The sequence below is a fragment of the Shewanella sp. 10N.286.51.B8 genome (genome assembly GCF_041469325.1).
In the GTDB taxonomy this organism is placed as follows: Bacteria; Pseudomonadota; Gammaproteobacteria; order Enterobacterales; family Shewanellaceae; genus Shewanella.
In genome coordinates this window covers 23,911-39,009 of record NZ_JBFRKG010000028.1, presented here as the reverse complement: position 1 = coordinate 39,009, position 15,099 = coordinate 23,911, and the positions used below count along the sequence as shown (strand labels likewise).

At 42.6% G+C, this 15,099-nt stretch carries 15 protein-coding genes; 10 read left to right on the top strand and 5 right to left on the bottom strand.

Annotated features, from left to right (window positions below; genetic code table 11):
• Positions 1-242 precede the first annotated feature (242 nt).
• The 10 genes from AB4160_RS11170 to AB4160_RS11125 all read left to right on the top strand — a co-directional run bounded on the left by AB4160_RS11170 (position 243) and on the right by AB4160_RS11125 (position 10,943).
• Entirely contained in the window at positions 243-887 is a 645-nt protein-coding gene (locus AB4160_RS11170; protein WP_372004647.1) for an MBL fold metallo-hydrolase, read from the top strand.
• Between the two features lie 341 nt (positions 888-1,228).
• Positions 1,229-2,272 (top strand): XdhC family protein, encoded by a 1,044-nt coding sequence (locus tag AB4160_RS11165; protein WP_372004644.1) that lies wholly within the window; start codon positions 1,229-1,231, stop codon positions 2,270-2,272.
• Positions 2,272-2,904, top strand: coding sequence for a nucleotidyltransferase family protein (locus AB4160_RS11160; protein WP_372004641.1), 633 nt, complete (start codon positions 2,272-2,274; stop codon positions 2,902-2,904). Before AB4160_RS11165 ends, AB4160_RS11160 begins: the two co-directional genes overlap by 1 nt.
• A 3-nt stretch (positions 2,905-2,907) precedes the next feature.
• Positions 2,908-3,372, top strand: coding sequence for a (2Fe-2S)-binding protein (locus AB4160_RS11155; RefSeq protein WP_076537112.1), 465 nt, complete (start codon positions 2,908-2,910; stop codon positions 3,370-3,372).
• A gap of 2 nt (positions 3,373-3,374) precedes the next feature.
• Positions 3,375-5,618 (top strand): molybdopterin cofactor-binding domain-containing protein, encoded by a 2,244-nt coding sequence (locus tag AB4160_RS11150; protein ID WP_372004638.1) that lies wholly within the window; start codon positions 3,375-3,377, stop codon positions 5,616-5,618.
• Between the two features lie 295 nt (positions 5,619-5,913).
• Positions 5,914-7,416 (top strand): pepsin-like aspartic protease, encoded by a 1,503-nt coding sequence (locus AB4160_RS11145; protein WP_372004635.1) that lies wholly within the window; start codon positions 5,914-5,916, stop codon positions 7,414-7,416.
• A complete protein-coding gene (locus AB4160_RS11140; protein ID WP_303501590.1) occupies positions 7,413-7,979 on the top strand; it encodes a GNAT family N-acetyltransferase in 567 nt (188 codons plus the stop codon). Before AB4160_RS11145 ends, AB4160_RS11140 begins: the two co-directional genes overlap by 4 nt.
• Before the next feature lie 68 nt (positions 7,980-8,047).
• Positions 8,048-8,848, top strand: a complete 801-nt coding sequence (locus AB4160_RS11135) for an SAM-dependent methyltransferase (RefSeq protein ID WP_303410771.1) — start codon at positions 8,048-8,050, stop codon at positions 8,846-8,848.
• 48 nt (positions 8,849-8,896) lie between these two features.
• Entirely contained in the window at positions 8,897-9,175 is a 279-nt protein-coding gene (locus AB4160_RS11130) for a hypothetical protein (protein WP_102476969.1), read from the top strand.
• A gap of 46 nt (positions 9,176-9,221) precedes the next feature.
• Entirely contained in the window at positions 9,222-10,943 is a 1,722-nt protein-coding gene (locus AB4160_RS11125) for a diguanylate cyclase (RefSeq protein ID WP_372004632.1), read from the top strand.
• 145 nt (positions 10,944-11,088) lie between these two features.
• Here the strand turns inward: AB4160_RS11125 and xthA are convergent, their stop codons facing one another.
• The 5 genes from xthA to trpB all read right to left on the bottom strand — a co-directional run bounded on the left by xthA (position 11,089) and on the right by trpB (position 15,097).
• Positions 11,089-11,898 (bottom strand): exodeoxyribonuclease III, encoded by an 810-nt coding sequence (gene xthA / locus AB4160_RS11120; RefSeq protein ID WP_102476971.1) that lies wholly within the window; start codon positions 11,896-11,898, stop codon positions 11,089-11,091.
• On the bottom strand, positions 11,898-12,197 hold the full coding sequence (locus AB4160_RS11115; protein WP_102437429.1) for a YciI family protein: 300 nt from the start codon (positions 12,195-12,197) through the stop codon (positions 11,898-11,900). Before AB4160_RS11115 ends, xthA begins: the two co-directional genes overlap by 1 nt.
• An 18-nt stretch (positions 12,198-12,215) precedes the next feature.
• Complete coding sequence (locus AB4160_RS11110; RefSeq protein WP_076537104.1) at positions 12,216-12,761, bottom strand: septation protein A; 546 nt, start codon at positions 12,759-12,761, stop codon at positions 12,216-12,218.
• 295 nt (positions 12,762-13,056) lie between these two features.
• The gene (trpA, locus tag AB4160_RS11105) at positions 13,057-13,881 is read right to left on the bottom strand and encodes a tryptophan synthase subunit alpha (protein WP_372002092.1); all 825 of its coding nucleotides are present in this window, start codon (positions 13,879-13,881) and stop codon (positions 13,057-13,059) included.
• Positions 13,882-13,891: 10 nt separating this feature from the next.
• Entirely contained in the window at positions 13,892-15,097 is a 1,206-nt protein-coding gene (gene trpB / locus AB4160_RS11100; protein WP_102437427.1) for a tryptophan synthase subunit beta, read from the bottom strand.
• Positions 15,098-15,099 lie beyond the last annotated feature (2 nt).

Sequence of the window (15,099 nt, the reverse complement as noted above, 5' to 3'; positions counted from 1 at the left end):
AAGGTAGTATTGTATGAAGGTTAGTCCTTGGTCACAATGAAAATATGATGCTAATTAAATGAAGTGGTGATGTTAAATTATTCATTTGTTTGGGCAGCGATGCAATCTCAGTAAAAATGCTTGTGTTCAAACCAACTAATTGGTTTTATTTTTTGATTCTTATAGATAGATCAAACATTTTATTAAGCTTTAACGCATAATAACTTGGTCGCGATAATTTTCTCAATTTGAGGATAGAAGTAATGAAGTACCAAATCATTCCAGTCACCCCGTTTCAACAAAATTGTAGTGTTATTTGGTGTGAAAAAACCAAACTGGCAGCCGTTGTCGATCCCGGTGGTGACATTGAACGTATTATTACTGAAGTTACTAAGTTAGGTCTGAGCTTAGAAAAAATCTTATTAACCCATGGTCATATTGATCATGTTGGCGGCGCGAAAACACTGGCTAATCAGCTTAATATTCCTATCATTGGCCCACATATCGCTGACCAATTTTGGCTACAAGGGCTAGCAAAGCAAAGCCAGAACTTTGGTTTTGCGCATGTTGACTCGTTTGAGCCTAGCCAATATTTAAATGAAGGCGATGAAGTGACCATTGGCGAAGAGCGTTTATCGGTGGTGCATTGTCCCGGTCATACTCCAGGACATGTGGTGTTTCACTCTAATAAATCAAACCTTGCATGGGTTGGTGATGTGCTATTTAGAAGCTCCATTGGCCGCACTGATTTTCCGCAATCGGACCATCAACAACTAATCCACTCAATTACACAAAAATTATGGCCTTTAGGGGAAAAAGTAACCTTTATACCCGGTCATGGTCCTATGTCGACTTTTGAAGAAGAGCGTCAGCATAATCCATTTGTTGCTGATCAATTATTGGGCTAGGCTCAAGCGTATTCATTTAGCTGCTGGGAATATTGCCCGGTGGCTTACGTAGCAAGCTAGCAGTGTAAAGTAAAATACACTGCTAGCTAAATTGGCATAAACCGTTACATTTTATCTTGCACCAGCTTCACATCCCTTAAACCAGCGACTAGCCTGACTTGCTGGTTCACACATAGTTATTCCTGCCCTTAAATTAATACAGTTAATACTTTGGTAAGTGCCATAAGGCTTTGCATTGTTTAGCGGCTTTGCTAGCTTATAGTCACTAAAAGCACTTATGGTGTTTTGCTCAATCACTGCTGATGGGTATTTTACATCACTCAGCATGCTGGCAGGGACTCATGGCACATCATTTATTATCATTGTTAGACACTTGGGCTGAAAAACCGCAACAAGACTGGACTTTAGCAGTCATCACTTCTGTTGAAGGTTCTTCATACCGCAAACCTGGCGCCATTATGTTGTTTGACCCTTTGGGGAAAACCTTAGGCATGTTAAGTGGTGGCTGCTTGGAAGCAGACTTACGTCGTCACGCACAAAAGTCCATACAAACCCAGCAAGTTCAGCAATTAACCTATGACGCCACTGATGAAAATGACACCAGTTACCAACTAGGTTGTGGTGGTTTGGTCAACATTATGATGGTGCCGCTATTAGGTGATAATCATTACCTCGGCTTAGCCGAGTTACATCACCAGCTGACGCTAGGTAAAAAAGGCTCGTACCAATTATCGATAGTTGAGCATCATAGCCATGCTGGCCAAGTCGTAGGTAAGTTCGTTGCTGATGACATAGCTTACAAGCAAACTGCAGCAGACATTATTACTGATATTGTTACTGACGTGAGTTCTGGCAATAACCTCAACTTGTTACGTATCCCTGTCAGAAGCCCATTTCATTTAGGGGTGTTTGGTGGCGGGTTGGATGCACAGCCTTTGGTGGCTATGGCGCAGCAGCTTGACTGGCAAGTCAGCGTATTTGATAGTCGCTCTGCGTATGCAAGAGGCTATGATTTTCCAGATGCTAAGATTTGTAAAAAACCACTAACGCAGATAGATTTGTTAGAAATACAACACCTTGATGCGGCCGTAGTTATGAATCATAACTTGGATATGGACGCTGCAGCATTAAGCCTATTGCAAGGAACAAACCTCGCTTATATCGCGCTTTTAGGGCCAACTCATCGAAGAGATAAGGTGTTGCAAAAATGTCAGCTTTCAACTGATGATTTTAGTGGCTTTTTCTCAGCCCCTGCAGGGCTGGCATTAGGCGGAGAGCTACCAAGTTCTGTGGCCTTAAGTATCTTGTCTCAATGCCACGGGGTATTACATCACGGACTTAAGCGGCAAGGTGAGTTAAGTAATCTTGATAAGGTCATGCTTTGATGAATATATTTTCTACTCCCCCTAATGTGGTCTCCGTGATGTTAGCCGCAGGGGGTAGTACTCGCTTTAATGGGGCAAAACTTGCCGCAACGTTAAGCGCTGATAATAACGCGCAAAGCCTAATTCAACAGAGTTATGCAATATTGAGTAAGGCGACAACCGAGTTAGATCTATCGCCTCCAGTTTTGGTACTTGGCGGCCATAAAGACCTACTTAGCCCATTACTCGCCAATGACATTGAGATATTAACCAATCAAAACTGGCAATCAGGTTTGGCAAGTTCAGTGGCTATGGCGGCAAGTTATGCCCAATCACAACAGGTTGATGCATTACTACTGACATTAGCAGATCAAGTTGCCATCTCTCATTCAGATTATTTAAGCCTGTATGGGCTTTTTTGCCAATTTGGTAAAACCACTGCGGCTTATTACCAGCAAAGCCCCGGTGTACCAGCCATCTTTCTCGCCAGTGACTTTGAAGCATTACAGCAACTTGAAGGCGACAGTGGTGCGAAAAAAATATTAACACGACATTTAGAACAGCAACAATTGACTGTTTTGCCATTGGCGCAAGCGGCAATTGATATTGATACTCAAACCGATCTCAAGCAGTGGTTGGTCAACAAGGAGTAAGTTATGACACAACAAACACAAACGTTGCAGGTAAATGGCAAAAATTTTAGCCTTGATGCCGACCCGAATATGCCCATCTTATGGGCGCTGCGCGATATCTTAGGCTTAACTGGGACTAAGTTTGGTTGCGGTGCTGGCTTATGCGGTGCTTGTACTGTTCACCTTGATGGCAAACCGGTTAGAGGCTGCCTGACCAGTATTAAGCAAGCTGCAGGTAAGCAAATTACCACCATTGAAGGCCTTGAAGCTGACAAGTTAAAAGCTGCTTGGGTTGAACATAACGTACCGCAATGCGGTTATTGCCAAGCTGGGCAGTTAATGTCGGCGGCGGCATTATTAACCACGACAGCCAATCCCACAGAAGCACAAATTGATAAAGCGATGACCGGTAATATTTGTCGTTGCGGCACCTATCCACGTATTAAGGCAGCTATTTTTACTGCCGCTAACAGCAAAGCGGAGGCGTAATTATGACTACCTTTACCGCCGTAGAAAATATGAGTCGCCGTGGGGTGTTGAAGTTATTTGGCGCCGTAGGAGGTGGGTTAGCCCTTGGAGCATCTGGGCTTGCTTGGAGCCCAATGGCCATGGCAGAAGGCAAACAAGCGCAGCTAAACTTGTTTATTGCCATTGGTGAAGACAATAAAGTGTATTTGACCTGTCACCGCTCTGAAATGGGCCAAGGGATCAGAACGGGTATTCCTCAAGTATTAGCAGATGAGTTAGAAGCTGACTGGGAACAAATCGTCGTCGTGCAAGGTCTCGCTAACGAAGAGTTTGGCAGTCAAAATACCGATGGCAGTCGCAGTATACGTAAGCATTATCAGCGAATGCGTCAAATGGGTGCTACTGCCCGAGTCATGCTTGAGCAAGCTGCTGCGAATGAGTGGAAAGTACCGCCATCGCAAGTGTATGCCAAGGCGGGTAAAGTCCATGATAAGTCCTCCTCAAAGTCGTTAAGTTTTGGCGATTTAGCGCTCGCAGCAAGTGTATTAACTATGCCAGCACTTGATAGTGTGCCTTTAAAGCCTGCTTCAAAATTTACCCACATTGGTAAATCTCCAGCGATTGTGGATATGGACGACATGATCAGCGGTAAAGCGGTGTTTGGTTATGATATTAACGTTGAAGGCATGGTTTACGCCTCAATCACCCGGCCACCGGTTTTAGGCAGCGATGTTGCATCTATTGATGACAGCGCAGCAAGGGCGGTTGCAGGAGTGCTAGATGTTATTCAAATTCCTATTGCCAAAGGCGCGCCGTTATTTCAAGCCCTTGGCGGGGTAGCTGTTATTGCGAGTAACACCTGGAGCGCAATTCAAGGTCGAAAAGCATTAAAAGTAACTTGGACCGAATCAGCTAATAGCCGTTATGACTCTGATGCAGATTTAGCTCAGCTAGTGACTCGGGTTGGCCAACCTGGACAAGTTATTCGCCAATTGGGTGACAGTGTTACTGATTGGAATAAAGATAATAGCTTATCAGCGGTGTACACAGTGCCGTATCTCACCCATGCGATGATGGAGCCACCTGTAGCGGTCGCTTCAGTTACCAAAGAAGGTTGCGAGCTGTGGGCATCAACTCAAACGCCCCAAAGCACTCAGAAAAATGTTGCCGGCACTTTAGGGCTTAAAGACGAGCAAGTTAAAGTCAATGTCACCCTACTTGGTGGTGGTTTTGGACGTAAATCTAAGCCCGACTTTAGTGTAGAAGCGGCGATATTATCTAAGCAACTGAATAAACCAGTAAAAGTCAGCTGGAGCCGTGAAGATGAAATTCAAAATGGCTATTACCATGCAATTAGCGCTCAGTATTATCAAGCTAAGTTAGATAGCAACAAAGTGCCGCAGGCGTTACTGGCTCGCAGTGGTTTCCCGTCTATTAGTTCAACCTTTGCTGAAGGCGTTGATATGCCATCGGCTGGCGAATTGGACCTGGGCTTTTCCGATATGCCGTTTAATTTACCTCAAATTCAATTAGAGTCAGTGAAAGCCACGGCTCACTCTCGTATCGGTTGGATGCGCTCTGTGTGTAATATTCAACACGGTTTTGGGATCGGTAGCTTTGTCGATGAACTGGCGGTCAATGCTGGTAAACCTTGCATTGCAATGTGGCGTGAGCTGCTCGGTACGCCTCGCTATGAAAAGCTTGAGAACCAAATCGTCAAATACGGCAACTACGGCGAAACCTTAGATGATTTTCCTATCGATATTGGTCGTTTTCTTGGTGTTATCGACGCGGTAGAAAAAGCGATGGCGAAACACCCTAAAATCAAAGACGGTCAAGGCTGGGGTTTTGCAGTGCATCGTAGTTTTGTCAGCTACGTGGCGGTTGCGACATTAGTTGAAGTTAACGGCGATAACCTCAAGGTCTTAAAGAGTATCGCCGCCATTGATGCGGGTACAGTGGTTAACCCTGATAGAGCGCACTCTCAAACAGAAGGTGCGGTTATATTTGGTTTAAGCCTCGCGATGATGGGCGAGATTAGCTACAAAGACGGTAAAGTGGAGCAATCAAACTTCCATAACTATCGGTTATTACGAATGGGGCAATCACCTGAAATTGAAACCATTGTCGTGGCATCAAGCGCAAAACCCGCTGGTGTGGGTGAGCCCGGTGTGCCGCCTGTGGCGCCAAGTTTAACCAATGCGATTTTTGCTGCTACCGGTAAGCGCTATCGTGATTTACCACTGAATAAAGTGTTAAAAATGTAACTTTAGCCAGCAAGTTTAAACGCCCAAATTGGTGATAGAATTTGGGCGTTTTTTTGTAAGTATTTTTAATAACAAAGTATAAATAACACTGAAATTTGCAAGACCAGCACAGGCTTTATTGAAGTGAGCACATATTCGATTTAGAAGGTCAACAGTGACGCTTTTTGTAAAAAGGGGCCATGCTAATGTTTTGGCTAAGAGTTAATTAAAACAAGTAAGGTAATTTTATTTAATATAAGCTAAAGCTAAATTATCGATTTTAAAAGTAAACTTCAACAGCACAGGACTGCGACACATGACAGCAACACATCCATTGGCCTTACCTCTCATCAATATTTATGCAAAAGGCGGTTACACAGTAAAGTTACATATTGGCAGTCAACAAACGGAAGTGAACTTAATTGTTGATTCAGGTAGTAGCACATTAGTTGTCGGTCAAGTCGCTTATCACCCCGAAGATGATACAGATTTAACGGCCACCAGTTTTGCTCAGGAAGTGACTTACGGTATCGGTGGTTGGGATGGACCTGTCATTCATACGAATGTCACCATAGGCAATGATACATTCTCATTTACTTTGAATCCGTGTCCTGTAGCAGTGGTATCTTCGCTGGCACAACGCAAAACATTTGGCGAAGCCAATGGTATTTTAGGCCTAGCTTACTATCAACTGAATTCAAGCTATGACCTGCATGATTATTTAGTTGAACGTAATGTTTCCCCGCCAGTTACCTATCCTTGGCCATTTTCAGAAGAGGATTCGGTTTGCCCAAATGAGACTCATCACCACACTGATGAACATCAGCACTTTAGTAGCAATGATTTAACCCGCTTTAAGGCTTTTTTAAAAACTCAGCCAGAGCAGGATATTTTGCCGTATTTTACCCAGTTAGAAACTCAAGAATTATGTGCAAACAAGTTCGCTTTTTACTCTCAGCGATCCAGTGTGCATGTGGCGAGTGCAACGCCATCAAAAGCATCACTTGCTGCAGATCCTTTAAATCAGGGCTGGTTAATTCTTGGTGGTGGCAAAGAGCAAACACACTTATATCAAGGTCAATTCAAGCACATAAAAGTTGAACATAACGTACACTACAATGTCACCTTAGTTGGGATTAAAGTGGGTGGCTTTGCGCAAATTAATGCCGCCGATCTTAAACCTGAGTTTGCCTACTACTTAACCAATGCAATTATCGATACCGGCACTAGCGGTATCATGTTAACCGATGTGTTATTCGAGGGGTTAAAGCAGAACTTACACACACTGACTCAAACTGTAGCGGCGTCCAAACCAAACAAACACACTGGCATTCCACAGGATTTTTTAAGCTTAATTGCGCCTTTTACCGATCTTGCAGCACAAGAAGTGGGGATCGATGCCGAATTACTGGATTTAACGCAGTGGCCAGATATTGAGTTTATTTTTGTGGGTCATTCTGAGTGTGATGGTCATGGCGGTGCGCCAGCTTCTCATACTCACTCTCAAACTCAAACTCATACTCAAACCAATAGTCACCAACCAGAACCCATCACATTAACTTGCAAGCCCCATGATTACTGGCAACTTAATAGTCCTTTACAAGGTAAAGCGTGTTTCAAAATTATTGGCAAGTTACCTCAGTGGGGTAATCAGTCATTAATTGGCTTACCGCTACTCAACAATTACTACGTTATTTTTGATCGGGAGGAGCATAAAACTGGAGTGATTCGTTTTGCAGAGCAAGTACCCTTTGAATCAAAACTGGTGCAAGGGGCAGCCAAACATCAGCTATCAGTATCAACGGGTGCGGTTAAATGAATTACAGCTTTAACACTCAACGTCTGTCGATGCGATTAATACAGCAAGGTGATTTTGACATATTTGTGCAGCTTTATTCCGACCCTAAGACAATGCGAAAAATATGCGCCCCTTTTGAGCCGAAGCAAATCAAACAATTTTTCGAAACTGCCATTCAAAATAACCTTACCCCAACAAAAAAATACTGGGTTTGGGTCATCGAACACAATAACCAAGCAATCGGTTTACAAAGTTTATTTGCACAACAAAATCAATCGAACCGCGCAGATATAGGCATTATGTTACTAAGACAATATAACGGTAAGTTACTTGCTGAAGAGGCGACTATCGGCTTAATTAGTTTTGGTTTTAGTCAGCTTAAATTCGAACGAATTTACGCTCAATATGACAGCACCAATTATGCAACCCATAGGATTACCCAAAAGTTGGGGTTTATTAACGAACAGCCAGAAGCTGATATCACTGGTAAAAAAAGCACTAAAGGTAAACCTGAACACATCAGTAGTTATGTCACCGGAGAAACTTGGCAAAAATCACTGCCAAATCATATTAATACCTGTTAAATTGTTACCATCAAGGTAACATTGAAGCAACATTAGCTGTAATTATTAAGGCGTGAGAATACACTCCAATGAATGGATCTTTAGTTTGCGTAGGGTTAGGAATGACGCTAGGGGCGCATATTTGCCCTATTAGCAAGAGCCATATTGATAAAGCCGACGTGGTATTTTCTGGTGTCTCTAACGGTATTGTCGAGTTATGGCTTAAAGAAATGCACCCCGATGTCCGAAGCCTGCAAGTCTTCTACGATAAAGGAAAGTCTCGCCACATTACCTATAAACAAATGGTTGATGCCATGCTCGAACAAGTCAGAGCGGGTAAAAAAGTCGTTGGCGCTTTTTACGGCCACCCAGGCGTATTCGCTCAAGCTCCCCATGTCGCTATCGAACAGGCAAAACAAGAGGGGTTTGCTGCCAAGATGATCCCCGGTATTTCTGCTGAAGACTGTTTATACGCTGATTTAGGCATCGACCCTGGTCGCGTTGGTTGCCAACATTTTGAAGCAAGTCAATTTATGTTCTATCAACGCAAAATTGATGCATCTGCTTACCTCGTATTATGGCAGGTGGGCGTTGCTGGGGATAAGTCATTAGAGCGACTTGAGACAGGGCAAGCCCATAAGCAACTGCTAGTTGAGCTGTTACTTGAAACATACCCTGCAGACCATTCGGTCATATTGTATGAAGCGGCAGTGTTACCGATTGATAAGGTTCGCCAACAGCATATCCCAGTTAACGAACTAGCCCAAGTTGCTATCCATCAACATACCACATTGGTGATCCCACCTTCAGAAAGTATGAAAGTTAATACCAAATTACAAACTCGACTGCTTGAGCTTGAAGCTCAATTAAGTCACCACCAAGCAAGTTAATTTGTAAATATAAGCTGGATTTACAAGACATCATTTTAAGGAGAAAACATGTCAAACATTATTCAATTACTCGAGCGTATGGGCCAAGATGCGGACTTACAAAATCCACTTTCATTAGCGGATGCGATTTCAACATCCAATTTAACTCCTGAGTTAAAACAGGCATTATCAAGTAATGACATCACTAGCTTAGAAAAGCAGCTTGATATTTGCCCTGATATTGTTTGCATGATGCTTCCTGCAGAAGGTGAAAAACCAGCAGAGGATGAAAAACCTGCTGATGAAAGCCAGCCTGAAGATAAAGATAACGACCCCTCAAATACTTAACTATTTACATAGATAACTGGCGAAAATAAAAATGGATCTAAAGTTGATGAAAAAGTTTGTTTTTATTTTCGCACTATTTATTTCAACATCGCTAAACGCAAATTACATCGATGATTTGTTAGTTAAGGCTGATAATCTTCGTAGTAGCCACCCAGAAACGTTTCAGACAATATTATCAGAACTAGAACAAGCACAGCTGTCTCAGCAACAACAAGGGCATTACCACTACCTGCTGGCTTATCAAAAATCATTTAAAGGTGACTTTAAAGGCGCGATAGCGCTCTATACCGATATTGTTGATAACGATCAAACATCCACGTCGATTAGATTTCGGGCAACGATATCACTGGTTAACATCTATGCTATATCGAAAGATTGGAATCAAGGCCTAAAGCATCTGCTCATTAGCCAAAGCTTATTGCCCGATATTGTAGATAACGAAAATAAACAACGTGGATTACTCATCAATGCCATTTTTTATAATCAAATTGGTCAATATGAGCTAGGTGAAGAATATGCCAGTAAGCTATCTGATTACGTCACAAAAGGCCGTAATCACTGCATGGCGGCGCAGCTTTCATTAGAAGCCAAGTCTAAGCTCAATTTACTTGACTACGACAATCCACTTTTTAATGATGCCATTGAGTCTTGCGAGCAGGCCCAAGAGCCTGTAGTGCTGAGTGGGATTTATACCTCTAAGGCTTCATTATTAATTAAGCAAAATTATCATCAGAAAGCGTTAGTGCTATTGCTAAAACACCAATCGATGATTGAGCAAACCCAATACACCCCAATATTATCCTATTACCATGGGTTGCTTGCTCAAGCCTATTTCGACTTAGGTGAAAACCAGCAGGCTAAAGAAATGGCTTTAAAGACATTAACTTATACTGAAACTTTAGGCAGTTCAGAACCAGAAGTGATTGCTAATAAAATATTGTATAGCCTTGCTGAACAAGCGAATAACCCCATTGAGGCGCTTAAATATTATCAACAATTTGCCGAAGCGGATAAGGCTTACTTGAATGATATAAAAGCCAAACACTTAGCTTATCAACTCGCAAAACATCGAGCTGCTGAGCAACAAAATAATATTGAGTTTTTACGCCAACAAAACAATTTATTATTGCTAAAACAAAAGATTGATACCGTTGAATCAGAAAATAACCGTTTATTTATCGCACTGCTCATTTTGTGTGTCACCGTATTACTAGGGATGATTTTCAGAACCAAATCGACGCAAAAGAAACTGCGTCATCTAGCGCAAAATGATGCTCTAACCGGATTGTTTAATCGTCGCTATTTCACTCAACGTGCCACTATTGCGATTGCCAGATGTAATAACCTCAAGCAGTCAGGCAGCTGTATATTGTTTGACTTAGATAGGTTCAAAAACATCAATGACAGTTATGGCCATAAAACAGGGGACTGGGTATTAAAAATGGTCGCTTCAGAGTGCAAAGAAATAGTCCGTAATAAAGATATTTTTGCCCGTGTTGGCGGTGAAGAGTTTTGTTTGTTTTTGCCCAACTGCAGCATAAGCGATGCATTAGTCATAGCTGAAACCTACCGAGCCAAACTTAATGCAATCATCACTGATGAAACAGGGTTTAATTTTGAGATAAGTGGCAGCTTTGGGGTGAGTGACTTCAGTACTTCTGGTACATCATTAGATAAACTGATTGCTGATGCTGACCATGCCATGTATCAAGCTAAGAAATCTGGCCGAAACAAAGTTTGTGCATCAACTGAAACTTATGCTGATTAATCTAGGCATCAATAAAGCCACCTTGGTCATTTAAAGCGAGGCAGTTATCAAAAAGCCTAACTACTATATACTCAAGGTGTAGTTAGGCTTTTTAGGACAAGACATAGGAATGCCAACCTTAAGGTTTTACATTCGCATCAGAAAACTAGTCTGAAAAAGTACTCCAAATCGGGGCGTGATCTGATGGTTTTTCAATAGCGCGTAAATCGTAATCTACGTCTGATTCAGTCAGCCTTGGCAACATAGATTTGGTCACCATCACCACATCAATACGTAAACCGCGGTTATCAACAAAGCCCTTACTGCGATAATCAAACCAAGAATAACGCTCAGTGCGATCTGGGTGTAATTCACGGAAACTATCAACAAAGCCCCAGTCTTTTAATGTCGCTAACCATTCACGTTCTTCAGGTTGAAAACTGCACTTACCGCTTTTAAGCCAACGCTTGGCGTTCACTTCACCAATACCAATATCTAAATCAATCGGTGAAATATTAATATCACCAATAATCGCGATATCTTCATCTGGGGTGTGGTTATCGGCAAGGTGTTGCATTAAGTCTTGGTAGAATTTGCGTTTAGCAGGGTATTTAGTCTCATGGCTGATGTTTTCCCCTTGTGGGAAATAGCCATTTATCACCGTTAGAATACGGCCATTAGCTTGAGTAAACTTACCCATGATCATCCGGCGTTGGGCATCTTCTGCATCGCTACTAAAACCTTTAATGACTTCAACAGGTTCAGCTTTTGACAGCATAGCCACACCGTAATGGGCTTTACCACCGTGATAATGTACGTGATAACCCATTGCTTCAACGTCAGCGACTGGAAATGCTTCATCGTGGACTTTGGTTTCTTGCAGGCCAATAACATCAGGCTGGTGGCTGTCGATTAACGCTTGCAGCTGATGCAAACGTGCTCGAATACCATTAATGTTAAATGAGACTATTTTCATTAAACCAGTACTCTTTTAAATGGCTTAACGATAACTTTTTCATAAACGCCCGCTGCAATATACGGGTCTTCATCTGCCCAAGCTTGTGCAGCGACTAATGACTCAAAATCAGCAACTACTAACGAACCGGTAAAGCCTGCTTCACCAGGATTTTCGTTATCAATAGCAGGATGAGGGCCTGCAACAAGCAAACGACCTTCGCCAGCCAATGCTTCTAGGCGCGCTAAATGAGCAGGGCGGACAGCCATGCGCTTTTCTAAACTGTTTTCAACATCTTGTGACGAAATCATGTACCACATAAGTAAGTTTCCTTAAGTTTATTTTGCTTGTTCAGACTCATCATGTTCCATATGTTTATACAGATACACAACGGTAATAACAGTATTGACCAGTGTTAATGCACTTAAGCCAAAGACTTTAAAGTTGACCCAGGTTTCTAGCGGCAAACTGAAGGCAACATAGATATTAGCCAAACCACAGGCAACAAAGAAGGTAACCCAATACCAAGTGACGTTGGCCCAAATGTTATCAGCACACTTCATTTCTTTGCCAAGCATGCTTTTTAAAATTGGCTTGCCAATTAACTGGCTGACAAGTAATGCGATGGCGAAGAAGGCATAGACTATGGTGACTTTCCATTTAATGAATGCGTCATCATGGAACACTAAGGTTAAGGTGCCGAAAAAGGTCACCATGGCAAAGGTGATTAAATGCATTTTTTCGACTTGTTTATAGAGCAAATAAGTCACGATAAGCTGCACGGCTGTGGCAGCAATTAGCGCACCTGTTGCAGTATAAATATCATAAAATTTATAGACGGTAAAAAAGATAACCAATGGCAGAAAATCAAGCAGTTGTTTCATTAGATGCAATAACCTAAAAGTAAGTGTTAGCAGTCCGTTTGCTAAAGGAAAATAATGGCTCAAAGTGTAGCAGTTACCGCAGCTGATCTGAAGTTGATTCGCCGTCGTTCGGCTGAACTTGGGGAAATTTTGATAAGTTTTTATTGATCGTTGAGGATCGGTATTGGCGCTGTGTATGTTTGGCCCCATTAATATAAAAATATGCCGCAATCCTATTGGATTACGGCATATTTAGTTTCAATTTTTTGCTTTAATTAACGTCAGCTTATGTCCGTTGACTTGTAAGCTTACTCAATTAGCCCTTATGCGTCGCCGCTTTCATATTACGGGTAAATTCAGCTAACTGTTGTAGCAATGCCGCTTCATCGTGCTGGTTTCGCTCAATGATTTTCACTACAGCAGAACCTGAAATTGCGCCAGCAGCGCCAGCGTTAATAGCTTCACTGACTTGGCTTGGCTCAGCAATACCAAAGCCTAATAATGGTGGCGGTGCATTATATTCAGCCAGTTTAGCGAGTATTTGATCAATGGGCTGACCAGCTTTTGACTCTGTTCCTGTTACCCCAGCACGAGATAACAAATAGGTATAGCCTTGACCTTCAACGCTGACCATTTTTAAGGTGTCGCTATCAGCATTAGGCGGGGCGATAAAAATTGGCGAGATCCCGTGTTTTTTAGCAGCTTCACTAAAGGGAGCTGACTCTTCAACGGGCACGTCCGCAATTAGCACAGAATCAACACCGGCTTGTTGCACTTTGCTATAAAACGCATCAATGCCATTAGTAAACACAAGGTTTGCGTATAACAATAAGCCAATAGGCATATCTGGGTATAACTCACGCACTTGGGTGAGCAGCGCAAAGCAATCAGCCACTGTGGTGCCAGAGTCTAGGGCACGTAAGTTTGCGCCTTGGATCACAGGGCCATCTGCTAATGGATCTGAAAACGGAAAGCCTAACTCTAATGCGTCAGCGCCGTTATCCACTAGGGTTTTAATGATGTTAAGTGATACTTCAACCGATGGATCGCCTAAGGTCACAAAAGGCACAAAAGCGCCTTGTTTTTTAGCGGCTAATTCAGCGAAAGCAGCTTGATAACGATTGGTATTATTTACAGACATGTTGATTTCCTTATTTCGCAGCATCAGCTGAAGCACGTTGTTCTAGAATGTCAGAGACGGTGAAAATATCTTTATCACCACGGCCCGAAAGGTTAACCACTAAAATGGTTTCTTTGGTTGCCTCTTTTGCTAATCGTACGGCATAAGCGATCGCGTGAGCTGACTCTAATGCTGGGATAATCCCTTCAGTGCGAGCCAATAACTGGAAACACTCTAAGGCTTCATCATCGGTTGCTGACTCATATCGAGCGCGGCCAATTGAATTTAAATAAGCATGCTGTGGACCAACAGATGGGAAATCAAGACCTGCTGACACTGAGTATGATTCTTCAATTTGGCCATCGCTATTTTGCATTAGCGGCGCTTTCATCCCAAAGAAAATACCAGTTTTACCGTGCTTTAACGGCGCGCCGTGCATTGGGGTATCAATGCCTTTACCTGCCGGCTCAACGCCAATAAGCTCAACGTCTTTTTCATCAATAAAGTCAGCGAACATGCCAATGGCGTTTGAACCTCCACCGACACAGGCAATCACGGCATCTGGTAAACGGCCTTCTTTTTTAAGAATTTGCTGTTTAGTTTCTTCACCAATCATGCGCTGAAATTCACGTACAATTGTCGGAAATGGATGCGGCCCAGCAGCTGTGCCTAATAAGTAATGTGCTTTGTCATAACTTGCAGACCAGTCACGCATGGCTTCATTACAAGCATCTTTAAGGGTACCTGAGCCTGAGGTGACAGGGATAACTTCTGCGCCCATTAACTTCATTCTAAATACGTTAGGTGATTGACGCTCAACGTCTTTAGCGCCCATGTAAACTTTACATTTAAGCCCTAATAACGCACAGGCTAATGCCGATGCAACGCCATGTTGGCCTGCTCCGGTTTCTGCAATAATTTCTTTTTTACCCATACGTTTTGCCAGTAATGCCTGACCTAATACTTGGTTAGTTTTATGGGCGCCGCCGTGGAGTAAGTCTTCACGCTTTAGGTAAATTTTTACCATTGGGTTAGGGCTTAAATTACGGGTTAATGTCAGCGCAGTTGGGCGGCCAGCATAGTTTTTCAGTAAATCAGTAAACTCTTTTTGAAACTCAGGATCTTCTTGAGCATCAACAAAGGCAGTTTCTAGTTGCTTAAGAGCAGGGACTAGAATTTGTGGCACATACATGCCGCCATATTCACCAAAATAAGGGTCTAACTTAAGCTTTGTCATGG